This window comes from Salinisphaera sp. (assembly GCF_002729955.1).
In the GTDB taxonomy this organism is placed as follows: Bacteria; Pseudomonadota; Gammaproteobacteria; order Nevskiales; family Salinisphaeraceae; genus Salinisphaera.
This window is the reverse complement of sequence record NZ_PBYA01000008.1, coordinates 64926-85117: the sequence shown is the minus strand read 5'-3', so window position 1 is coordinate 85117 and position 20192 is coordinate 64926. Positions and strand designations below refer to the sequence as shown.

General features: G+C 64.1%; 25 protein-coding genes. 13 read left to right on the top strand and 12 right to left on the bottom strand.

Features of this window, described 5'->3' with window-relative positions; translation table 11 throughout:
* Positions 1-41: 41 nt before the first annotated feature.
* Both CMN27_RS02595 and CMN27_RS02590 read right to left on the bottom strand, forming a co-directional pair.
* Positions 42-707, bottom strand: coding sequence for a glutathione S-transferase (locus CMN27_RS02595; protein ID WP_293623846.1), 666 nt, complete (start codon positions 705-707; stop codon positions 42-44).
* 89 nt (positions 708-796) lie between these two features.
* Entirely contained in the window at positions 797-1075 is a 279-nt protein-coding gene (locus CMN27_RS02590) for a DUF3634 family protein (RefSeq protein ID WP_293623845.1), read from the bottom strand.
* A 42-nt stretch (positions 1076-1117) separates the two neighbouring features.
* On the opposite strand from CMN27_RS02590, the gene CMN27_RS02585 reads away from it, so the two are divergent.
* On the top strand, positions 1118-1516 hold the full coding sequence (locus CMN27_RS02585; protein WP_293623844.1) for a S4 domain-containing protein: 399 nt from the start codon (positions 1118-1120) through the stop codon (positions 1514-1516).
* A gap of 18 nt (positions 1517-1534) precedes the next feature.
* Here CMN27_RS02585 and CMN27_RS02580 read toward each other — a convergent pair whose 3' ends face one another.
* Positions 1535-2065, bottom strand: coding sequence for a pilin (locus CMN27_RS02580; RefSeq protein WP_293623843.1), 531 nt, complete (start codon positions 2063-2065; stop codon positions 1535-1537).
* 146 nt (positions 2066-2211) lie between these two features.
* On the opposite strand from CMN27_RS02580, the gene CMN27_RS02575 reads away from it, so the two are divergent.
* The 4 genes from CMN27_RS02575 (at position 2212) to CMN27_RS02560 (ending at position 5647) form a co-directional block, all read left to right on the top strand.
* Complete coding sequence (locus CMN27_RS02575) at positions 2212-2688, top strand: polyribonucleotide nucleotidyltransferase (protein WP_293623842.1); 477 nt, start codon at positions 2212-2214, stop codon at positions 2686-2688.
* Between the two features lie 278 nt (positions 2689-2966).
* Positions 2967-3635 (top strand): dienelactone hydrolase family protein, encoded by a 669-nt coding sequence (locus CMN27_RS02570; protein WP_293623841.1) that lies wholly within the window; start codon positions 2967-2969, stop codon positions 3633-3635.
* A 171-nt stretch (positions 3636-3806) separates the two neighbouring features.
* Complete coding sequence (locus CMN27_RS02565) at positions 3807-4619, top strand: crotonase/enoyl-CoA hydratase family protein (RefSeq protein ID WP_293623840.1); 813 nt, start codon at positions 3807-3809, stop codon at positions 4617-4619.
* Positions 4616-5647, top strand: coding sequence for a sodium:calcium antiporter (locus CMN27_RS02560; protein WP_293623839.1), 1032 nt, complete (start codon positions 4616-4618; stop codon positions 5645-5647). Before CMN27_RS02565 ends, CMN27_RS02560 begins: the two co-directional genes overlap by 4 nt.
* On the opposite strand, the gene CMN27_RS02555 is transcribed toward CMN27_RS02560, so the two are convergent.
* On the bottom strand, positions 5644-6210 hold the full coding sequence (locus CMN27_RS02555; protein WP_293623838.1) for an adenine phosphoribosyltransferase: 567 nt from the start codon (positions 6208-6210) through the stop codon (positions 5644-5646). The genes CMN27_RS02560 and CMN27_RS02555 overlap by 4 nt on opposite strands.
* A 196-nt stretch (positions 6211-6406) precedes the next feature.
* Between CMN27_RS02555 and CMN27_RS02550 the strand changes: the two genes are divergently transcribed.
* The 5 genes from CMN27_RS02550 to CMN27_RS02530 all read left to right on the top strand — a co-directional run bounded on the left by CMN27_RS02550 (position 6407) and on the right by CMN27_RS02530 (position 10207).
* Positions 6407-7531 (top strand): zinc-dependent alcohol dehydrogenase family protein, encoded by a 1125-nt coding sequence (locus CMN27_RS02550; protein ID WP_293623837.1) that lies wholly within the window; start codon positions 6407-6409, stop codon positions 7529-7531.
* Between the two features lie 174 nt (positions 7532-7705).
* Positions 7706-8158: a plastocyanin/azurin family copper-binding protein gene (locus CMN27_RS02545; RefSeq protein WP_293623836.1), complete on the top strand. Its 453-nt coding sequence runs from the start codon at positions 7706-7708 to the stop codon at positions 8156-8158.
* Positions 8159-8320: 162 nt separating this feature from the next.
* The gene (locus CMN27_RS02540; protein WP_293623835.1) at positions 8321-9430 is read left to right on the top strand and encodes an alkene reductase; all 1110 of its coding nucleotides are present in this window, start codon (positions 8321-8323) and stop codon (positions 9428-9430) included.
* 259 nt (positions 9431-9689) lie between these two features.
* Positions 9690-9911, top strand: coding sequence for an addiction module protein (locus CMN27_RS02535; protein ID WP_293623834.1), 222 nt, complete (start codon positions 9690-9692; stop codon positions 9909-9911).
* A gap of 80 nt (positions 9912-9991) precedes the next feature.
* Positions 9992-10207: a hypothetical protein gene (locus CMN27_RS02530; RefSeq protein WP_293623833.1), complete on the top strand. Its 216-nt coding sequence runs from the start codon at positions 9992-9994 to the stop codon at positions 10205-10207.
* A gap of 50 nt (positions 10208-10257) precedes the next feature.
* Here CMN27_RS02530 and CMN27_RS02525 read toward each other — a convergent pair whose 3' ends face one another.
* Positions 10258-11130, bottom strand: coding sequence for an AEC family transporter (locus CMN27_RS02525; RefSeq protein WP_293623832.1), 873 nt, complete (start codon positions 11128-11130; stop codon positions 10258-10260).
* Positions 11131-11267: 137 nt separating this feature from the next.
* On the opposite strand from CMN27_RS02525, the gene CMN27_RS02520 reads away from it, so the two are divergent.
* On the top strand, positions 11268-11570 hold the full coding sequence (locus CMN27_RS02520; protein ID WP_293623831.1) for an antibiotic biosynthesis monooxygenase: 303 nt from the start codon (positions 11268-11270) through the stop codon (positions 11568-11570).
* A gap of 46 nt (positions 11571-11616) precedes the next feature.
* On the opposite strand, the gene CMN27_RS02515 is transcribed toward CMN27_RS02520, so the two are convergent.
* Complete coding sequence (locus CMN27_RS02515; protein ID WP_293623830.1) at positions 11617-12498, bottom strand: DNA ligase; 882 nt, start codon at positions 12496-12498, stop codon at positions 11617-11619.
* A 93-nt stretch (positions 12499-12591) separates the two neighbouring features.
* Here CMN27_RS02515 and CMN27_RS02510 point away from each other — a divergent pair, with 93 nt between their 5' ends.
* The gene (locus tag CMN27_RS02510) at positions 12592-13479 is read left to right on the top strand and encodes a polysaccharide deacetylase family protein (protein WP_293623829.1); all 888 of its coding nucleotides are present in this window, start codon (positions 12592-12594) and stop codon (positions 13477-13479) included.
* 204 nt (positions 13480-13683) lie between these two features.
* On the opposite strand, the gene CMN27_RS02505 is transcribed toward CMN27_RS02510, so the two are convergent.
* The 6 genes from CMN27_RS02505 to CMN27_RS02480 all read right to left on the bottom strand — a co-directional run bounded on the left by CMN27_RS02505 (position 13684) and on the right by CMN27_RS02480 (position 18965).
* A complete protein-coding gene (locus tag CMN27_RS02505) occupies positions 13684-14730 on the bottom strand; it encodes a proline racemase family protein (RefSeq protein ID WP_293623828.1) in 1047 nt (348 codons plus the stop codon).
* A gap of 58 nt (positions 14731-14788) precedes the next feature.
* The gene (locus CMN27_RS02500) at positions 14789-15955 is read right to left on the bottom strand and encodes a zinc-binding dehydrogenase (protein ID WP_293623827.1); all 1167 of its coding nucleotides are present in this window, start codon (positions 15953-15955) and stop codon (positions 14789-14791) included.
* A gap of 135 nt (positions 15956-16090) precedes the next feature.
* Positions 16091-16471, bottom strand: a complete 381-nt coding sequence (locus CMN27_RS02495; RefSeq protein WP_293623826.1) for a hypothetical protein — start codon at positions 16469-16471, stop codon at positions 16091-16093.
* Complete coding sequence (locus tag CMN27_RS02490) at positions 16464-16652, bottom strand: hypothetical protein (protein ID WP_293623825.1); 189 nt, start codon at positions 16650-16652, stop codon at positions 16464-16466. Before CMN27_RS02490 ends, CMN27_RS02495 begins: the two co-directional genes overlap by 8 nt.
* 120 nt (positions 16653-16772) lie before the next feature.
* On the bottom strand, positions 16773-17705 hold the full coding sequence (locus CMN27_RS02485; protein WP_293623824.1) for a glutathione S-transferase family protein: 933 nt from the start codon (positions 17703-17705) through the stop codon (positions 16773-16775).
* A 75-nt stretch (positions 17706-17780) separates the two neighbouring features.
* The gene (locus CMN27_RS02480) at positions 17781-18965 is read right to left on the bottom strand and encodes a hypothetical protein (protein WP_293623823.1); all 1185 of its coding nucleotides are present in this window, start codon (positions 18963-18965) and stop codon (positions 17781-17783) included.
* Between the two features lie 149 nt (positions 18966-19114).
* On the opposite strand from CMN27_RS02480, the gene CMN27_RS02475 reads away from it, so the two are divergent.
* The gene (locus CMN27_RS02475) at positions 19115-20176 is read left to right on the top strand and encodes an amidohydrolase family protein (protein ID WP_293623822.1); all 1062 of its coding nucleotides are present in this window, start codon (positions 19115-19117) and stop codon (positions 20174-20176) included.
* Positions 20177-20192: the final 16 nt, after the last annotated feature.

The window sequence follows — 20192 nt, the reverse complement described above, 5'->3', positions numbered from 1 at the left end:
AGGGAATCGACAGGGCCCGCCTGCGTGCGGGCCTTGTCGCATCAGGCATAGGCGTAGGGGCCGCCGACTTCGAGCGCACGCTGGTAAGCCGGGCGCTCGTGAATGCGTTTGAGAAAGGCGATGATATTCGGGCAGCGCGCCTGCAGGTCCATACGCGCGCAGGCGGCTTCCAGGGGAAAGCTCATCATGACGTCTGCCGCGGTGAAGTGGTGGTCCACGAACCATTCCTTCTGACGCAGCGTATGCTCGATGTAGTCCATATGCAGGTTGAGCTGCGGCCAGATGAACTGTTTCTTCACATTGGTCGAAATCGCTTTGGCGATGGGCTTGATGAGAAACGGTGCCCGCTTCTCGACGGTATCGAATACAAGATGCAGCAATAGCGGCGGCATGGCCGACCCCTCGGCATAGTGCAGCCAATAGTCATAGTGCATGCGTTGTTCGCTGCCGCGCGGTGGGGCCAGCCGCCCGTCGCTATGGTTTTCAACGATGTAGTCGATGATCAGCCCCGTCTCCGCCACGGTGCGATCGTCGTCGGTGATCAGCGGGGATTTGCCCAGCGGATGTACCTTCCTGAGTTCGGCCGGTGCGAGCATGGTCCTGGGATCGCGCTTGTAGTGGCGAACCTCGTAGGGCAGCGCAAGCTCTTCGAGCAGCCAGAGCACGCGCTGCGAGCGCGAATCCTCGAGATGATGAACCGTGATCATGCGCTAGTTCCTGGGCAAAGACACCGGGCGTAAACATACGTCATTCGTCGGGGGCGTGTCAGACCTTGGTCTTACCCGCGAAACGCGGTTCAGCCGCTGGCGCGACGACCTCCGCCGGGGCCCGGTGTCGTCGGCGGCGACCAGACGTTGCGTATGGCCTGGCGTCCGGCGTTCGGGAAATTGCTTGAAAAGCGCAGGCGTGCCTTGCGTCCGGCCCCCTTGCATTCGATTTCCCCGCGGTCGATGCCGTGCAGACGTGCGACATCGCGCACCGCGGCCAGAAAGCGCGGCGGCACGCGCCCGGCAACCACCTCGACCCCTTCGGGCGTGGCACGAAGCCGGTAGATCAGACGAAATCGGTCGAACACGCGATGGTTTGCCCGCCGTGAATTTGATGTCACAGTCTGCGCATGACGCAATCCGCGCACAACAACCCCGTCCGGGTCGACAAATGGCTCTGGGCGGCCCGGTTCTTCAAGACCCGTTCCATGGCGGCCAAGGCCGTCAAGGGTGGCAAGGTGCACGTGAACGGCAACCGGGCCAAGGCGAGCACTGGGGTCAAGATCGATGATCGCCTCGAGATCACCAAGGGCGAAACGGCGTTCGAGGTCGATGTGCGCGGGCTGTCCGAGCAGCGCGGCCCGGCGGCCCAAGCCGTGCAGCTGTACGAGGAAACCCCGGCCAGTCGTGAGCATCGCGAGGTCCAGGCCAGCGAACGGCGTGCCGCGCGCATGACCATGCCGCGACCGTCGCTCAGGCCGGACAAGAAACAGCGCCGCGAGCTTCGGCGCTTCAAACAGGGCGAATGAAGCGCCCGCGGGCGCCGGCTAGCGACAGCTGGCCGGCAGATAGCGGTCGGGCACGCCGCCGCTGGCGGGGGCCACGCAGTTCCAGCTGATCGAGCCGTTGTTGAAATCCGCTTCCAGATAGAGCAGGTCGTCGTCGATCGGCAGGCCGCTGTAACGGATACGGATCGACGGATCATCGGCGCTGTTATGCCACCAGATTCGTTTGACGTTGTTGCCCGACGCCGCGCCCGTATCGGAGCTGTTGGGCAGGTTCAGCGCGGCGAGCACTTCGGTCCAGTTGTTGTTGGCCACCGTCGGCAATTCGCCGTTGACGCTGTAATACTCGCCCACGGCGGTTTTCACCGGCGACGCCAGCGTAAGCCCTTCACTGACCCGGGCCCGCGCAACGTAATCGATATAGACGGGGATCGCGATCGCGGCCAGAACGCCGATGATCGCGACCACGATCATCAGCTCGCTGAGCGTGAAACCTCCCTCCGTTCGCCAGGCCGGTGGTGGGCGGGTGAACGTGTCGGTGCACGGTGTTACCGCCAGATGGAATGCTGCCATGATCTTGGGTAGGTCGACGCGCGGGCCGGTCTCTACTGCATCGGCCGCGGGCGGCAATCCTGAGTAGGGGCTACAATTATTTTATTGTGAAAACCGTGGCCGCTTGCCTGGCCCGAATCAGCCCACCCCACCCAGGAGAATATGCCATGGCCGATTTCAGAAATGCCCGCCGTGCCGGTATCGCCGCCGCGATGGCCGTCACGCTCGTTGGCACCACCGCCTGCGGGGTGATCCTCTACCCTGAGCGCAAGGGACAGGTCGACGGCCGTATCGACCCGGCCGTGGCCGTGCTCGATGGCATCGGACTGCTGTTCTTCATCGTGCCGGGCGTGATCGCCTTCGCGGTGGATTTCGCGACCGGCGCGATCTACCTGCCGGGCAGCGCCAGCAACACCACGCTGGACCTGGACGAGGCGGAACTGGTCAAGCTCAAAAACGGTGAGCTGGATGCCGCGACCATCGAACGCATGATCGAGGAAAAGACGGGCGAGAAGGTGTCGCTGGCCGATCCGGCGCTGCGTACCCGCCGGCCGGATAGTCAGGCCTGGCTGCCGCTGCAGGCGGTGCTCGACGATACCCAGGTCGCCGCGCTTACCGGCGGGCATCTGCAGGCCGCGCGCTAACGCGGCTGTGGCGCAATGGCGCTGCGCGCCCCTGTGGTTATTAACCCGGCACAAAAATACATGAATCTTCGGGTTAATAACGCGCGTATGCGTGAGCATGCTCACCGCGGCCAGCGGCCGCGAAGCCATTGAAAATAAAAGACGGACATGTGCCGGCCTTTATTTCGAATGGCGTTGGAAACGGCTGACACTGTCAGCTGTTCTGGTGCCGGATTAATAAAAACCAGGGCCGGGCGCGGTAGCATGCGAGTACGTTCCATTAGCGAGTAACGCAGGCCATGTCCGAACATATCGAATACAAGCGCCCGGATGGCGGCAGCGCCAGCGGCTTCTATGCCGAGCCCAAGAACGCGAACGCGCCCGGCATCGTCGTCATCCAGGAATGGTGGGGGCTCAACGACCAGATCAAGCGAGTCGGCCAGCAATGGACCGACGCCGGCTATCGCGTGCTGGTGCCCGACCTCTACCACGGCGACAAGGCCCTGGATGAAAAAGAAGCCGAGCACAAGATGAACGAGCTCGACTTCGGCGATGCCGCCACCCAGGATATCCGAGGTGCGCTGCAGTACCTCAAGGCCGACAGCGACAAGGTCGGCGTGATCGGCTTCTGCATGGGCGGCGTGCTGGCCGTGCTCTCGGCCATGCACAACGACGAAACCGATGCCGCCGTCTCCTGGTATGGCATCCCGCCGGACGAAGCCGGCGATCCGGCGTCGATCACTATCCCGTTGCAGTGTCATTTCGCCGAGCAGGACACCTTTTTTCCGATCGATCAGGCCGATGCCTTCGAAGCCAAGCTCAAGGCGGCAAACGTGCCCTACGAGGCCTACCGCTACGATGCGCCGCATGCCTTCGGCAACGAGGACTGGGACTACTACGACCCCGAGGCGAGCAAAAAAGCCTGGGAGCGCAGCATGGCTTTTTTTGAAAAGCATCTGAAAGGCTGAACGGCCGGACTCGGATATCGACCAGGGCGGCCTCTTTCGGGGCCGCCTTTTTCATGGTGCCGCCAGCGCGGCATGCACGGCGCATGCCCAGGCGGGTGGCAGGGCTGAAGCGCGCTGGTCGATTCCGCCAAAACCCTGCAAAGTGTGTGCTTTTATGCCGGGAGAATGCGCATGAGCGAAGCCGACGAAACCGTTCTCGTCGAACACGAGGGCAAGCTGGCACGGGTCTGTCTGAATCGTCCGCGCAAGCACAACGGCATGAACATGGCCATGCTCGACGCGGTCAACGACACCGCCGGCACACTGGCCAAGGATCGCGACCTGCGCGCGATCGTCATCCAGGGCAACGGGCCGTCCTTCTGCGCCGGCCTGGATTTCGGCTCGGTAATGAACGGGCCGTTGGCGGTGGCGCCCTTGATGGCCCAGCTGTGGCTGCCCTATGCCAATCGTTTTCAGCGCTGGAGCCTGGCATGGCGGGATATCGGCGTGCCCGTGGTGGCCGCCATTCACGGCAACTGCTTTGGTGCGGGCATACAGCTGGCGCTGGGTGCCGATGTGCGCGTGGCCGCGCCCGATGCGCGTCTGTCGGTCATGGAAACCAAATGGGGGCTGGTGCCGGATATGGGCGGCGTGGCCCTGCTGCGCGAACTGGTACGTATCGATGTGGCCAAGCAGCTGGTCATGAGCGCCAAGATCATCAGTGCCCGCGAGGCCCATGAAATCGGCCTGGTGACCCATCTCGACGACAACCCGGCCGAGGCCGCGCGCGATATTGCCCTGGAAATGAGCGCCTATTCGCCCGACGCGGTCGCGGCGAGCAAGTTTCTGCTGCAGGAATCCTGGGATGCCAGCGAGTCGTCGGTGACCGCCGCCGAACGGCGCTGGCAACGCCGGCTCATCGGCCGCGCCAACCAACGCATCAGCGTGATGCGCAATGGCAAGGACAGCGACAAACCCTTCAAACGACGTAGCGTAAGTAAATGAACTGGCTATCGACGCTTGGCCTTGAAGCCAGCCTGGGCATATTCGCCCTGATCGCGGCGGTGATCGCCGTGGTCGGCACCCGGTTGACCCATATCGCCGACGATCTGGCCGACCGCACGGGCCTGGGCGAAGCGATCGCCGGCGCGGTCCTGCTGGGCGCGGCGACGTCGTTGTCCGGCATCGTGGTGTCGGTGACCGCCGCGCTGAAGGGCGAGCCGGAACTGGCCATGAGCAATGCGCTCGGCGGTATCGCGGTACAGACCGTGTTTCTGGCCATCGCCGATGCGGTCTACCAGCGCGCCAACCTCGAACATGCGGCCGCCTCGACCGCTAATCTGGCCCAGAGCGCGCTGCTGATCTGTCTGCTGGCCCTGCTGCTGGTCGCGCCCTACACACCGGCCTATACCGTCGCCGGTATCCACCCGGCCACGCTGGTGCTCTTCGCCGGCTATGGCTTTGGCCTGCGCGTGGTCAACGATGCCCAGCAGCTGCGTATGTGGGCACCGCGCGAGACCGGTGAAACCCGGGATGACGAACCCGACGACGAAGCGCTAGCCCGCCCGCTCGCCGCGCTCTGGCTGAGCTTTGTGGGGCTCGCGGCGCTGCTCGGGGTGAGCGGTTTCGTGCTGGAGATCGTGGCCAGCCGTATCGGTACACAGACCGGGCTGGGGGCGACCGCGGTCGGGGTGATACTTACCGCCATCTGCACCTCGCTGCCGGAACTGGTGACCTCGGTCGCCGCGGTACGCCGCGGCGCGCTGCAGCTGGCCGTGGGCGGCATCATCGGTGGCAATGCCTTCGACTGCCTGTTTGCCGGCGCCGCCGATCTGGCCTATCGCGATGGCTCGATCTACCACGCGATTCCCGAGCAGACCCTGCTCTGGATGGGGCTGTCGATTCTTATGACCGGCGTGCTGCTGCTGGGCTTGATCCGGCGCGAGAAGAGCGGCGTGGGCAATATCGGTTTCGAAAGTGCGGCGCTGATCGTGCTTTACGGTTTCGGCATCGCGACCGCGGTATTCGCCTAGCCGGCGGCTGCGTCGGTGAATACCGGCAAATGCCCCAGCGAAATGATGTGGTGCCAGTTTTCGCGCTCGCCTTCGGTGAGGATCGCGGTTTCGGCCGCCACATGCGCGCCTGCGCGATCCATGATCGCGCGCATGGCCTGCAGCGTGGAGCCCGAGCTGATGACGTCGTCGAGCAGCACGATATTGGCACTGTCGACCAGCGCACGATCCTTGGCGTCGAGGAACAGCGTCTGTGGCTGACCGGTGGTGATCGACAACGTCTCGGCCTTGAGCGCGTCGCCCATATACGGCTTGTAGTTCTTGCGCAGCACGATATAGGGCTTGCCCGTGGCGACCGACAGCGCATGTACCAGCGGGATCGACTTCGCCTCCGCGGTGACCAGCACGCTGTAGTCCACGGCTTCGAGCTTGGTCGCCAGCGCCCGGCTTGCGGTTTCCACCAGCTCGGTATCGCCAAGTACGTTGAGCACCGCGATGCGGGTACCCGCGGCCACTTCGAACAGGGGCAGTTCGCGGTGCAGGCCGGCGATATCGATAGGGTAGGTCTCGGTGCTGGGGGTCATGTCAAAGCCTTTGCGAACGATCCAGCGCACGACGCACGGACCGTCGGGTAAACGTATAAAGGCCGTATTTTTGCACGACTGACCGGGCCCTCGAAGCCTCGCGGGTAAGATTCATACTCCCGAAACATCGTTTCGAATGATAGATTCGAGCGCAGGCCGCTTATATTGCCGGCATTTTTCAAGACCAGGAGTTCTTATGCAGACCCGAGCCGCCGTATTGCGCGAAATGTCCGCGCAACGCCCCTACAGTGATTCCCAGCCGCTCAAGATCGAGACCTTCGAGCTCGATGCGCCGCAGGCGGGCGAGGTGCTCATCAAGGTACATGCGGCCGGGCTGTGTCATTCGGATCTGTCCACCATCGACGGCAACCGGCCCCGGCCTACGCCCATGGTGCTGGGCCACGAAGCGGCCGGCGAGATCATCGAGGTCGGGCCGAACGTCAAGGGCTTCGAGGTTGGCGACCATATCGTGTGTTCCTTTGTACCCAGCTGCGGCCACTGCGACTACTGTGCCGATGGCCGGGCTGCGCTGTGCACGCCGGGTGCACAGGCGAACAACGCCGGTACGCTCCTCGATGAGGGCATCCGTATCAAGGAGCAGGCCGGCGACGTCTATCACCACCTGGGCGTGTCCGGCTTTGCCGAATACGCGGTGGTACGCACCGAATCTCTGGTCAAGATCGATAAGAACCTGGATTTCGAGATTGCGGCCATCTTCGGCTGTGCCGTGCTCACCGGCGTGGGCGCGATGGTGCATACCGCCAATCTGCGTCTGGGCCAGACCGTACTCGTGGTCGGTCTCGGCGGCGTGGGCCTGTCGGCCGTACTGGGTGCGATTGCCGGCGGCGCCTCACAGGTGATCGCCGCCGATATCGACGACGAGAAGCTCGAGCGCGCGCGCGAGCTGGGCGCCACCGCCACAGTGAATACCAAGGACGAGGACGCACTCGACAAGATCAAGGAATGGACCGGCGGCGGCGTGGACGTGGCCGCGGAATTCGCGGGCGTACAGCCGGCCCTGGAGTTCGCCTTTGCGGCCACCGGCAAGGGCGGCAAGACGGTCACCGCCGGCCTGCCCCATCCGGACGTGCGCCTGCCGGTATCGCCCACCCAGCTGGTAGCCCAGGAGCGCACCCTCATGGGCTCGTATCTGGGTGGCCATGTGCCCAAGCTCGATATCCCCGAATACATCGCGCTTTATCAGGCCGGCCGTCTGCCGGTGGACCGGCTGCTCACCCATCGGCTGTCGCTCGACGAGATCAATACCGGCTTCGAGCGGCTCGCCGCCGGTGAGGCCATCCGACAGGTCATCGTCTTTTAAGCCGTCGCCCATGTTCGATGCGTCAGCCGGGGTTCAGCCGTGCCGGCTAGACTTTTCAGCGATCGGGTTCGCGAGCGTCTGGCCCGTGGCCCGGGCACATCGTCTTTGCCACAGCTTGCGTATCGCTCGTATTGCTTTCATTGTGCATATACAAAATCGACGGAGATAATTCACATGTTGAAGAAGACAATTCTGTTCGCGCTGTTTGCTGCGCTGTCCACGCTGGCGGTCGCCGCCCAGGCGAAGACGGTCGAAATCGAGGGCACCAACAGCCTGCGCTTTAGCCAGGAATCGATCACGGTCAAGCCGGGCGAAGAAGTCACGGTGAAGCTGGTCAACAACAGCAAGTTGCCGGCCGCGGCCATGGCGCATAACTGGATTCTGCTCAAGGCGGATGCCGATGCGGCCAAGATCGACGAAGCCGCGATGAGCGCCAAGGCCAACGACTACGTGCCGGAAGAATTGAGCGACCAGATCGTCGCCCATACCGGGCTGGTTGGCGGCGGCGAATCCGATTCGGTGACCTTCACCGCACCGGAAGAGCCGGGCGACTACACCTATATCTGCACCTTCCCGGGCCATTTCCAGGCCGGCATGAAGGGCACGTTGACGGTCAAGGCCGAATAAGCGCAGCCAGGCGAGTTCAGGCCCTGTCGCACTGCGGCAGGGCCTTTTTTGTGCCCGGTTTTGTGTCTGGCGCAAGAATGCGTTGTGCGCAATCGACTTGATTTGCCCGTCGCGGCCACCAACTCCTTGGGCATCACACGATCTTTCGTCCAAGGAACCAAAATGGCCGTCGACAAGCTTCTTTCCCCCATCGATTTTGGCGCCGTACAGCTGCCCAACCGCGTCATCATGGCGCCGCTCACACGTGCGCGCTGTCGCGATCAGGTGCCGGGCGAAATGCAGCGTACCTATTACTCGCAGCGTGCCGGCGCCGGCATGATCATCTCCGAGGCTACCAACATCTCGGAATCCGCCCGCGGTTATGTGTTCACCCCGAGCATTTTCACCGACGAGCAGGAAGCCGGCTGGAAAGGCGTGGTGGACGCCGTGCATGACGCCGGCGGTCGCATGTGCCTGCAGCTGTGGCACGTCGGCCGGGTCGGCCATGAAATGGTGCACCCGGACGGCCGCAAGCCGGTCGCGCCCAGTGCCATTCGCGGCGAAGGCGCCCAGTCCTATGTCCAGTTCGAGGATGGCAGCGAAGGCCTGCAGGATTCCTCCACGCCGCGTGCGCTGGAAACCAAGGAAATCCCCGAGGTGGTCGAGGAATATCGTCAGGCCGCCATCCGCGCCAAGCGGGCCGGCTTCGACATGGTGGAAGTCCATGCCGCCAACGCCTATCTGCTCCAGCAGTTCATGGCCACCGGTTCCAACAAGCGGACCGACGCCTATGGCGGCTCGATCGAGAACCGCGCGCGTCTGCCGCTGGAAGTCGTCGATGCCGTGGTTGAAGTGATGGGCGCCGATCGCGTGGGCATTCGCATGTCGCCGTTCATCGAGATCTTCGGCCTGAGCGACGACGAACCCAAGGCCATGGCCTTCTACATGGCCGAACAGCTCAACAAGCGTGGTCTGGCCTATCTGCATATCGCGGAACCCGACTGGGCCGGCGGCAATATCAAGCTCACCGACGAGTTCCGTCAGTCCCTGCGGGAGCGCTTTGCCAACGGCAAGCTTATTTTCTGCGGCCACTACACGGCGGAGAAGACCGAAGACCTGATCGAAAAGGATCTCGGCGACGGTGCGGCCTTCGGTCGTCCCTATATCGCCAACCCGGATCTTGTGGAGCGCTTCCGTGTCGGTGCCGAACTCAACAAGCCCGACGAAGCCACCTACTACGGCGGCGACGAAAAGGGCTATACCGACTATCCCTTCCTGAGCGAACAGAGTTGATCGGATAGCGCATCCTGCGTTGCGCCAAGCCGGCCGGTCTTATGATCGGCCGGCTTTTTTGTGCGAACCGCCGAACATCTGGGGCGTTGTCCAGTTGAAGGTAAGTGGTCGCTGCGCGCGTTCCCCCATGGCGTACCCAGGTGGGCTGAGACGGCTTGTTATTGTGCCGCGCCGGTTTGAACTCGATAGTTGTCTGCTTGAGTTGTGTGCTTGGTGACCGGGCGTATTGCGTATGCGGTGATTACGCTATTCTCTAGCCATGATCGATGCGAACTTAATATCGAAGGTCAAGGAACTCTCACTTGCTGAGCGATTGGAGTTCATCCAGGCGGTCTGGGAAACGATTGGCACGGAAGAGGTGCCGGTGACAGCCGCCGAGCAATCGTTACTGGACGCGCGTATCGCGGATGCTGAAGCGAATCCGGCTGACGAAAGCCCGTGGTCCGACGTTCGCGAGCGAATCAAAAGCCAGCTGCCTTGATCTACAACGTCTATTTTCGTCGCACCGCAGAACGTGATGTGGTGGAAGCTCAGTAGTGGTACGAACAGCAACAGGTCGGTTTGGCAGCCGAGTTCAACGCTGAATTCAACGCCCTGGTGGCGCGGATCGCCGAAGAGCCGTTTCTTTACCCGCAAAAATACCGCGGCATACGGCGAGCAGTGCTGCGCCGATTTCCGTTTCTGGTTTGGTATCAGATACCAGAAAGCCGAATTACGATACTCGCTCGTACGCATGGCAAGGCGAATCCGAGCAAATTACCCTCGCGGCTTCGCTGACGTCTTTTCTCGCATGGGACGTAGCTGGGCAAGCGATCTCGATGCAGGCGCTATAGAACGCAATAAAGCGCGAGCGGTATGACCGCGAGCGCGATTACATGTCCGACGGCCACGATCGCGGCGACCTGCTGCGGGGCGATCTCGAACTGTTCGGCGAGCATGTAGTTGAGTACGGCCGGCGGCAGGGCGCCGAACACGATCAGCAGTGCGGCCAGCGGCGGATCGGGTTGGGTGATCAAAACCCAGGGCACGGCCACGATCAGGCCGGTGAGCGGGCAGGCCAGTCCGCCCCAGAAGCCGGCGGACCATTGGCCCGGCGCACCGTCGGCCAGGCGTACGCCGAGTGCGACCAGCATGAGCGGAATGGAGATTTCGCCTAGCATGCGTATGCCGGGCTCGATCATGGCCGGGGCATGCCAGTCCATGACCATGCCGATCACGCCGGCGAAGGTGGCCACCAGGACCGGATTGGTGGCCAGGCGTTTGATATGAATCGAATCGCCCAGCAGCCACAGCCCGACGGTGAATTGCAGCAGGTTTTCGGTGACCAGCAGCACCACGGCCAGCGGCAGGGCGTCTTCGCCGAAGGCGAGAATCGCCAGCGGCAGGCCCAGATTGCCACAGTTGTTGAACATGGCCGGGCCGACGTAGACGGCCGGGTCGCGTTTGGTGAACCGTACCCAGGACCAGGCGAGCAGGCCGGAACCGAGCACGATCACCGTGGCGCCGACGGCGGCCATAATGAAATCGTCCCCGCCCTGGGAGCGCTCGGTGAGCGCATGAAAAATCAGCGCGGGCGTGAAGATGCTGATGTTGAGCCGGTTCGCATCGCGCAGATCAGTCGGGCGTCGGCGCCCGTAGGCGTAGGCCAGGGCGATGATGCCGAATACCGGCACCGTGATCTCGAGAATACGAATCAGCACGAAGGCTCCTGTCGGGGCCAAGGCCGGCCCGGTCACAAAACGCGCCATTGTAGCTGTACTGCGCATTGATCGTCCTGGCCATGGGGCGCCGGGCGATGCGTATACTCACAACGGTTTTTCACGGATGGGAGCAGGCCATGTTCATTGCCATGAACCGTTTCAAGATCAAACCCGGCTGCGAAGAGGAGTTTCTCGCCATCTGGCGCGAACGCGACACCCATCTGCAGGAGGTGCCCGGCTTCAAGCAGTTCAATCTGTTGCAGGGGCCGTCCAACGAGGAGCACACGTTGTTTGCCTCGCACTCCGAGTGGGAATCCCGCGCAGCGTTCGAGGCCTGGACCCAGAGCGAGGCCTTTCGCAAGGCCCACGCAAACGCCGGCGCGCGCCGCGATATCTATCTCGGCCCGCCCCAGTTCGAAGGCTTCGAGGTCAAGCTCTAGTCGCCTAGGCCTGGCCCTCGGATCGGGGCAGGCGGCGCGTGTCGTCTTACCCGCCTGAGTCCGGCTCGGGCGGCGGTCCGCCCGGTCGTCGCCTTAGAAAACGGGCAAACCGCGGTAGGCCGGTCGCGGTTTCGCCGTTGTAACGATAGGTTATCCAGCTGCCCACCGGTGGGGGATCGGCACGCTCAGCGTCGGTAAAGCCGCTGCCGATGGCAAATTCGCGCCCGTCGGGCGTACGTACGTCGAGCGAGCCCATCAGGCCTTCGAGGCGGCCCTGGCCGGGGTTGATGGCGGTCACGATCGCTTCGGCATCGTCGTAGGGCTTGAGTTTGAGCAGATCGTCGCTGCGCCCGGCGCGATAGGGCGCCGCGCCGCGGTGCAGTATCAACCCTTCGCCGCCACGGGCGAGCACTGCGTCCAGGGCCGCATCGAGCGCGGTCGGATCGTCGACCTTGAACTGACGAATCGCGACCACCCAGGGCTGGTCGATAGCGGCCACGGTTTCGCGAATGGCCGGCACCCGGGCGTCGAAATCGCCGCCGTGTTCGGGTAGGTCGAACACGCGATAGCTGATCCGGCGCCACTCGCGATCGCGGGCGTCGTGGGTTCGTACGATGCCGGAAACACGGGCGAACTCGCCGTAGCCGATCCACAGCTCGCCGTCCATGGGCGTGTCCGGCCAGCCGGCGGTGAACCAGGCCGGCGTATCGATAGGCGTACCGCCGCGGGTGAGAAGTGCGTCGCCGGTCCAGTAGCCGCGTACGCCGTCGTATTTCTCGCTCACCCAGTAGGTCGACAGATCGTGCTGGCCGTCGTAGCGTTCGGCCAGCGTGACCGATGGCGGTTCGGCGGCGGCCGTAAGGCCGCTGAATAACACCAGCACCACGTGGATGAGCCACCCGGTCGCGAATGTATGATTCGATCGCATGCACCACACCCCCGTACCCGACGCTAGCGCAGATGGGCGCCGCATGCATCCGGGCCTTACACTGGCGCCGTCTATTCCGTCTGCGGCCCTGTCATGCCACGAACCCCTCGAAGCCACGGGCGCTATCCCTACAGCGCCATCGTTGATCGGCCGGACTTCGACTGGCCCGACGGCCGGCGACTGGCAGTGTATGTCGGGCTGAATCTGGAACACTTCGATTTCGGCCAGGGTTACGGCGCGGCGCTTGCGAGCGGCCGACGCGAGCCTGACGTGCTCAACTATGCGTGGCGCGACTATGGCAACCGCGTCGGTGCCTGGCGCATGCTCGACATGTTCGAAGCGCTCGATCTGCCGGTGGGCCTGATCGTGAACAGCACGATCCTCGACCATTGTCCGGAACTGGTGACGGCTTATCGTGAGCGTCTGCATACCGAGCTCATTGCCCACGGGCGGACCAACAGCGAATCCCAGAACGAATTCGACGAGGCCGGCGAGGCCGCGCTCATCGCCGAGTCGCGCGATCGACTCACGGCGGCGTTCGGCGAGGCACCGAACGGCTGGCTCGGCCCATGGATCGCCCAGAGCGAGATCACCCCGGACCTGCTCGCCGAGGCCGGCTTTGGCTACCATCTGGACTGGTGCCACGACGATCAACCGACGTGGATGGCCACGCGTGACGGCGGGCGGATTCTATCAGTGCCGTACCCGCAGGAGATCAACGATATTCCGTCGATCGTGGCCCACCATATCGACTATCGCGAGTTCGCCGCCCGCATCGTCGACCAGTTCGACGAAATGCGCGAGCAGGCGCGCGAGCAGCCCCTGGTCATGGGCATCGCGCTGCACCCGTATATCGTCGGCCAGCCGTTTCGCCTGCGCGCGCTACGCCGGGCGCTCGCCCATGTGGCGGCGGTGCGCGACGATGTCTGGCTGACCACGCCGGGGGCGATCGCCCGCCATTTCGCTCGATCGGTCGGCTAACGGCCCGCGTTGCCGCAGGGCGTATGTACATGTGGCGTGTTTGGGAAGACAAGACGCCCGCAGATCGACGCAGATGCACGCAGATCTGATTAGCCTCTCGCGTGCGCGGCGAAACCGAGCCGCCATGCCCGTCCTTTGCGTTTAGTGGCGGAATGAATAGATCCAGCGCCGTTGCGCCCGCCGTGTCGAACGGATGCGGTCCGCTTAGCCCCGAGTTTGTGTGCAGGTGAGAATGCCGCCCAGCTGGGAACTGTCGACCAGTTCGTCTTCGGGGTTGACCACGATCTGCGAACGTGCGATCACATAGGCCTTGCCGGTGATGGTGTTTTCCACCACGTCGTGACCGCCGGCCTGGGCTACACGCGTGAAGGTGCCCAGAAAGCTCGAGCCGCGCAGTGACACGGTTTCCAGCGTATCGCCCGGCTGCATGCGGCCTTCGTAATGCATCAACGCCATACGCGCGGAGGTGCCGGTGCCGGTGGTGCTGCGACAGATCACGCCGGGGTGCACATAGGTGGCCGAGCGCGAGCGGTAATGGCCGGCGCCGGTCTGCTCGACATCGCCCATGAAGTGCAGGAACGGCAGTGGCCCCACGTCGCCGAGCTCGTAGTGAGAAAAGCCGCGTTCTTCCAGAATGGCCTCGACGATTGCCTGGGCGCAGTGGGCCAGGCGCGACTCCTCGTCGCGGGTGAGCGAAAAGCCCAGCTCGGCCGCGTCGACCAGCGCATAAAAGCCCCCGCTATAGGCAATGCTGTAGGTCACCTCACCGATGAGCGGCACATGAATTGTGGCGCGGTGGGTGTCGATATAGCTGGGCAGGCCTTCGCAGGTGATCGCCTCCACGACGCCGTTCTCCACCCGTGCCTCGATGGCCACACGTCCGGCGGGCGATTCCAGCACGAACTGCTGACGGCCTTCGCGCTTGGGGATCATGTGGTTGTCGAGCAGGGCGGTGGCCGTACAGATGGTGTTGGAGCCCGAGTAGATGGGGTAGCCCATCACTTCCATGATGATGTAACCGGCCTGCGCCTCGGGGTTGGCCGGCGGCACGATCAGGTCCACCGACATCTCAGGGATACCGTAGGGCTCTTCGAGCAACACGGTGCGCAGGCCGTCGGCATGGTCGCGCAGATACTCCATCTGCTGGCGTACCGTCGCCCCGGGCAACTGGGTAATACCGCCCACCACGATGCGGCTGACATCGCCGCCGGCATGGGTATCGATGATCTGAAACGTGAGTTCTGCGCTCATGCCGCGGTCTCTTGAAAAATTCGGGAGCGATGCAGGCGTCGCTGCGAGTTCGGACGGGTCAGCCGGTCAGCGCGTAGGGGGCGCCGTGCTGGTCCCACTGGCTGTCGGGCACGATCACGATCTTGCCCAGGTAATTGCTGGAGCGATCCACGAAATAGCGCTCGGCTTCGTGCAGTTCTGACAGCTTGAACGCGGCATGGAGCACGGGCTGGAGTTCACCACCGCGAATCCAGCGCATGAGCTGTTCGGCCTCGTCGCGGGTGCCGTGGGATACGCCGAATATCTGCACCTGATAGAGATAGATACGGGTCCAGAGCACTTCGCTGACGTTGCCGCCGCTGGCGCCGGCGATGCTCAGGCGCGGATAGGTGGTGCGACGGCCCATATCGAAGATCATCGTGTCGATGAAGCGACGGGTCATGTCGCCGCCGACCAGGTCCATCACCGCATCGATGGGTTCGTCGTCGGTGGCCTCGCGCACCGTCGCCGTGAAATCGTCCATATCGGCACGATCGAACACCGCTTCGGCGCCCAGCGCGCGCAGCGCATCGGCCTTGTCGGGCGTGCTCAGCGCATAGGGAATGGCGCCGATCACCCGGCACAGCTGGATGAGCGCCGTGCCCACGCCGCCACTGGCACCGGTGACCAGCACACGCTCGCCCGCGGTGATGTTCGCCGACGTGAGCATATGGTAACCGGTCTGATAGGAACACATGCCCAGGCTGGCCAGCTCGGCATCGCTCAGATCGTTGTCGATGGTATGGAACTGATCGGCGGGGACGGCGACATACTCGGCATAGCCGCCGTCGGCGCCGTGGCCGTAATAGTCGGGCATGAGGTTGATATCGCGCCGGGCCCCGTTGGGCGTCTCGGCATAGATATTGAAGTCCAGCAGGCCCCGGTCGCCGATACGCGAGGCATCCACGCCGTCGCCGACCGCCGCCACCCGGCCCACGATATCCGCGCCCTGAATCCGCGGGAACGTCAGCGTCGGCGTGCCGCCGATCGCGAACGAGGTCACATCGTTGGCTTCACGGGTCGGGTAAAGGCCTTCGCGGGCCTTGCGGTCAGTATTGTTCTTGGCCGTGGCGGTCACTCGGACCACGACTTCGCCGGGCCCCGGCGTGGGGGTGCGCACGTCGTCCTGGTAGACGAGCTTGTCTACGCCGCCGTGGCCGGTCAGGCGCATCGCGTGCATCGTGTCGGGCAGTGTTTGCGCAGTCATGGCGGGGCTCGTTGGTCGGTGCATTCAATTCATGACCGACGGTATCAAAGACGGCCGGGCTGCCCGTAACCCGATTTGCCACGCGGGCGCAGGGTAGAGCCGGAACGCAGCGCGTGCGGCCACCCGCGAGGACTTTTAACGCGCCTCGGCAACCAGCTCGATGAGGCGCTGCGTGACCATCTTGCGCCGTTCCCGCGCCGCCTGATTGCCCAGCGTGGTCGCCATGTCGCGATCATGCGAGGGCACGACCGAACGCACATAGTTGATGCGCGCATCGCGATACGCTCGATAGACGTTGGCGCAGGCCGACTGCGCCCTAGCGGCCGCGCTGCGCGGGCTCACGCTGTAGTCCGCTGCATAGGGCATGGCCGCGCCATAGGCGCACTGCCAATAGCGCTGATAGGCCGGTTCGGTCGGATCCTCGGGCGGGCCGCCCGCACAGCCGGCGAGAAGCACGGCCGCAAGCATTGCGAGCAGCCCCGCGCCGCGTGCACGTTTTGCACGCGACTCATTCATCGTGGCTGTTGCGCTCGGTGGGACGGGCCTCGCGGGCCTTCGTGCCCGCGCTCGGGTTCTTGCGGGCCTCACGGCGCTGCTGGAATTTGCCCCACACGTTGCGCGCGGTGCGCTTGATGCGTTCCTGGTTTTCCGGTTTGCGCAGCCAGTTGGCGGCCATCGCGCCCAGTGCTCGTTTCATGACTCGGCCTCTATCGGCGGGTCGAATGGATGAACCGATAATGGTGGCATGGGCCGGTGGGTACAACGGCCCGGCTCGGTTTTTTCGCAACACGGCGAGGGCGGCGCGCCGCCGCAGGGGCTACGCCTCGGCCGCCTCGACACGAAAACCGTCGCGCGGGAAGTGCACGCGAACGGGTTGTCCGTCCGGGCCTCCGCGTTGAATGGTCATGCTGTCGGCGGCGATCGATACCAGCTCACCCTGGCTGGGTTCGGTGCCGTAATCGGTGGCCGCAACCGATACCCGCGTGCCGGGGACGAGTCCGCCCTCGACCGCGGCCGGCAGCGGTTGCCACTGCTCGCAGCGCGCGGCGATCTCGTGCGCCTGGCCGGCATCGATATCTTCGCGGGTGCCGTGTCCCAGCGCGCGGACGCGATCGGCCCAGGCCAGCAGGTTGGGGTAGTCGTCGAGCAGTGGCGCTACACCGCTGTTCGAGCGGATATACCAGATGGGGTGATAGACCGAGAAATCGGCAATACAGGGGCGCTCGCCAAACAGAAAGTCACGGTCGGTGAGCTGGTGATCTACGGCATCCAGCGTTGGCGGCAGAACCGCGTCGGAGTACGCCGCGTCCGGACGTGCGACATGGCCACCCTTGAACAAGGCGGCGCGGTCGGCACCAAAGCTGGCCAGATAGTCTTTGCCGAGTTTGTCGATGAGCACTGCACGGCCCGCCGGGCGGAACATCACCGGTACAGCGGCCAGGAACAGCCGCTTGTCGCCGAGCTGTTCGAGCCCGATGACGCTCGCGATATCGGCCTCGGGGAAAAGGCTCGGTTCGGGCGCGAGTCGCTCGATCTGGCGTGTGATCAGATGCGTATCGGCATAGATGTCGCGCCCGATCTGCATGACCGGCGTCTTGCGATAGCCGCCGGTCAGGGCCACCAGCTCCGGTTTGGGCATGATGCGCGGGATGAGCACCGAGCGCCATTCGAGCTGCTTGTAACCCAGAATGGCCCGAACCTTTTCCGAAAACGGGGAAGCTCCGTAGTGGTGGAGAATGATCGACGACATGCCACGCTCGGTTGGAAAATACGGTCGCAGTCTGCCGCGCGGCAGCGCGCAGCACCAGCGCCTGTGTCGGCGTGGTCAGGGCAGGGCGCGGGCCGCCTGGGCCTGCTGACGGGCCGCGGCATAAACGCAGTAGCCGGCCACGAGCGCAAAAACGAGGCAGATCCCCATGACCACGCCCCAGCCGGCCCATTCATAAAGCGACACCATCACGCTCGAGCCGAGGGTGCCGCCGGCGAATACCGCGGCCACGAACAGCGCACTCACCGTGCCCGACTGGGAACGGGCGAAGTAGTCGTTGAGCAGCACGATCTGGGTGGCCTGCTGGAACACCATGCTGCCGCACAGCAGCACCACGCCCGCCACCAGCGCCGGAAACGAGCCCTGGATGACGCCGCCCAGGCCGATGACGAACACGATGGCGGCCACCAGGGTCGCATTGGGCAGGCCACGGCTGATACGGGTGATCACCGGTGCGCCCAGCGATGTGGCGATGCCCACGGCATAACCGCCGTAGACGATGGCGAGCATCAGCGCGCCGCCACGCTTGTAGCCGATCTCGAAGGGCAGACAGGTAAGTACCGTGGTCAGCACGCCAAAGGCCAGTGCCAGGCCCGGGTAGGACAGGGTCACCTGACACCACCAGCTCTTCTTCTGCTCCACCGGCGGGACGGCCGTGTTGGCATGGGCCGATGGCCGACGCGGCATGTCGCTGCCCAGTACCGGCGGATCGCGCAGCAGCCAGGCCGAGAACAGCAGCATGGCGGTAATGGCAAGGCTGCCGAGCTGCCAGTGTTCGAATGTGACCGACCCTACGGCGATCAACCGCCCGCCGACACCGCCGACGATGGTGCCCGCGGTATAGAAGGCCAGATCGCGGGCGCGATTGTTCGAGCCCTGAATGTTCGACGAGCCGGTGATTACCGCCGGGATCAACAGCGGCAATAAAAACACCTGCAGCGCGCGCAGGAGGAAATAGGGCAGCGAATCGAAGGCCACGGCCTGAGCCGCAAACAGCGCGGCGAGCAGCAGCTCGGTGACAATGACGATACGCATCGCCCGCGCCACGGTAATGAAGCGCCCGAACACAACCGGCCCGGAGGTGAGCACGATGAAAGCGAACGTCATCGGCATCGCCGCCCATAGCACCGATACATCGAAACTGGTCTGGATGCGCGCGGCCAGCGGCTGCGGGAAATAGATCGCCGCCGCCGCGGCCGCGCCGGCCACGCCCAGGCGTATGCCGTCTCGATAAGCACTCATGTCAGGCGTCCGATGAAAACACGATGCCCCTAGCAGGCCTGAATATGCCTGCTACATCAAATAACCGTGCACGGTCTTTCACGAACCGAACGCTCGTTCGATGATAAGTTTCGGGCACAACAACGAACCGCCACGTGCAGAGGAGCGCCATGAGCGAAAAAGCCGACATACTCGAACCCCACCGTCCGATCATCGACCCCCATCATCATCTATGGGATCGCTCGCGGCTGGATCTCGGCGCCATGCCGTTCGCCGAACACGGCTTCAGCCGCATGCTGCGCGAACGCCCGCGCTACATGCTCGACGAGCTGCTGGCCGATACCGACCGCGGCCACGACATCCGCGCAACGGTGTTCATCGAATGCCGGGCGATGTATCGCGCCGACGGCCCCAAACCCCTGCGCAGCGTGGGCGAAACCGAGTTCGTCAACGGCGTGGCGGCCGTAGCCGCCAGCGGTGTCTATGGCGATACGCGCGCCTGTGCCGGCATCGTGGGCCATGCCGACCTGCGTCTGGGCGCGGACGTGGCCGAGGTGCTTGAGGCCCATCTATCCGCCGGGCAGGGCCGCTTTCGCGGCATTCGCCACAGCGCGGCCTACGACGCGGACGAAAACGTGCTGGGCCCGCTATCGACCCGTGGCACGCCCGCCCATCTGCTGCGCGACCCCGATTTTCGCAAGGGGTTTGCCGAACTGGCGCCGCGGGGGCTGAGCTTCGATGCCTGGCTGCTGGAGCCCCAGCTACCGGATCTGGTCGATCTGGCCCAGGCCTTCCCGGACACGACGATCGTGCTCGACCACGTCGGCGGCCCGGTCGGTATCGGCGTGTATGCAGGCCAGCGCGATGCCCGCTTTGACGAATGGCGCAGACGGATCAAGGCCCTGGCAGCCTGCGACAACGTGGTGGTCAAACTCGGCGGGCTGGCCATGCCGTTCGCCGGCTTCGAATGGTCCTATGAACATCGACCGGCGTCGCACGAAGCGCTGGCAGGCGCCTGGGCGCCTTATATCGAAACCTGTATCGAAGCCTTCGGTGCGACGCGCTGCATGTTCGAGAGCAATTTTCCGGTCGATCACTTCAGCTGCGATTACGTCACCCTCTGGAACGCCTTCAAGTACCTGACGCGCGGCTGTTCCGAAGACGAAAAGAACGCGCTGTTCTTCGACACGGCCGCCCGTGTCTACCGGCTGGATTCGATATCCAGGTCGTAAGCCCACGCGCTATCCT

Bases quoted from the DNA above. Each gene is read 5' to 3' on its own strand.
- CMN27_RS02510 (WP_293623829.1), top strand. From the start codon at position 12,592: ATGCCACGAACCCCTCGAAGCCACGGGCGCTATCCCTACAGCGCCATC.
- CMN27_RS02485 (WP_293623824.1), bottom strand. From the start codon at position 17,705: ATGTCGTCGATCATTCTCCACCACTACGGAGCTTCCCCGTTTTCGGAA.
- CMN27_RS02515 (WP_293623830.1), bottom strand. From the start codon at position 12,498: ATGCGATCGAATCATACATTCGCGACCGGGTGGCTCATCCACGTGGTG.
- CMN27_RS02565 (WP_293623840.1), top strand. From the start codon at position 3,807: ATGAGCGAAGCCGACGAAACCGTTCTCGTCGAACACGAGGGCAAGCTG.
- CMN27_RS02540 (WP_293623835.1), top strand. From the start codon at position 8,321: ATGGCCGTCGACAAGCTTCTTTCCCCCATCGATTTTGGCGCCGTACAG.
- CMN27_RS02555 (WP_293623838.1), bottom strand. From the start codon at position 6,210: ATGACCCCCAGCACCGAGACCTACCCTATCGATATCGCCGGCCTGCAC.
- CMN27_RS02500 (WP_293623827.1), bottom strand. From the start codon at position 15,955: ATGACTGCGCAAACACTGCCCGACACGATGCACGCGATGCGCCTGACC.
- CMN27_RS02535 (WP_293623834.1), top strand. From the start codon at position 9,690: ATGATCGATGCGAACTTAATATCGAAGGTCAAGGAACTCTCACTTGCT.
- CMN27_RS02595 (WP_293623846.1), bottom strand. From the start codon at position 707: ATGATCACGGTTCATCATCTCGAGGATTCGCGCTCGCAGCGCGTGCTC.
- CMN27_RS02570 (WP_293623841.1), top strand. From the start codon at position 2,967: ATGTCCGAACATATCGAATACAAGCGCCCGGATGGCGGCAGCGCCAGC.
- CMN27_RS02480 (WP_293623823.1), bottom strand. From the start codon at position 18,965: ATGAGTGCTTATCGAGACGGCATACGCCTGGGCGTGGCCGGCGCGGCC.
- CMN27_RS02505 (WP_293623828.1), bottom strand. From the start codon at position 14,730: ATGAGCGCAGAACTCACGTTTCAGATCATCGATACCCATGCCGGCGGC.
- CMN27_RS02580 (WP_293623843.1), bottom strand. From the start codon at position 2,065: ATGGCAGCATTCCATCTGGCGGTAACACCGTGCACCGACACGTTCACC.
- CMN27_RS02495 (WP_293623826.1), bottom strand. From the start codon at position 16,471: ATGAATGAGTCGCGTGCAAAACGTGCACGCGGCGCGGGGCTGCTCGCA.
- CMN27_RS02520 (WP_293623831.1), top strand. From the start codon at position 11,268: ATGTTCATTGCCATGAACCGTTTCAAGATCAAACCCGGCTGCGAAGAG.
- CMN27_RS02475 (WP_293623822.1), top strand. From the start codon at position 19,115: ATGAGCGAAAAAGCCGACATACTCGAACCCCACCGTCCGATCATCGAC.
- CMN27_RS02545 (WP_293623836.1), top strand. From the start codon at position 7,706: ATGTTGAAGAAGACAATTCTGTTCGCGCTGTTTGCTGCGCTGTCCACG.
- CMN27_RS02550 (WP_293623837.1), top strand. From the start codon at position 6,407: ATGCAGACCCGAGCCGCCGTATTGCGCGAAATGTCCGCGCAACGCCCC.
- CMN27_RS02490 (WP_293623825.1), bottom strand. From the start codon at position 16,652: ATGAAACGAGCACTGGGCGCGATGGCCGCCAACTGGCTGCGCAAACCG.
- CMN27_RS02585 (WP_293623844.1), top strand. From the start codon at position 1,118: ATGACGCAATCCGCGCACAACAACCCCGTCCGGGTCGACAAATGGCTC.
- CMN27_RS02575 (WP_293623842.1), top strand. From the start codon at position 2,212: ATGGCCGATTTCAGAAATGCCCGCCGTGCCGGTATCGCCGCCGCGATG.
- CMN27_RS02560 (WP_293623839.1), top strand. From the start codon at position 4,616: ATGAACTGGCTATCGACGCTTGGCCTTGAAGCCAGCCTGGGCATATTC.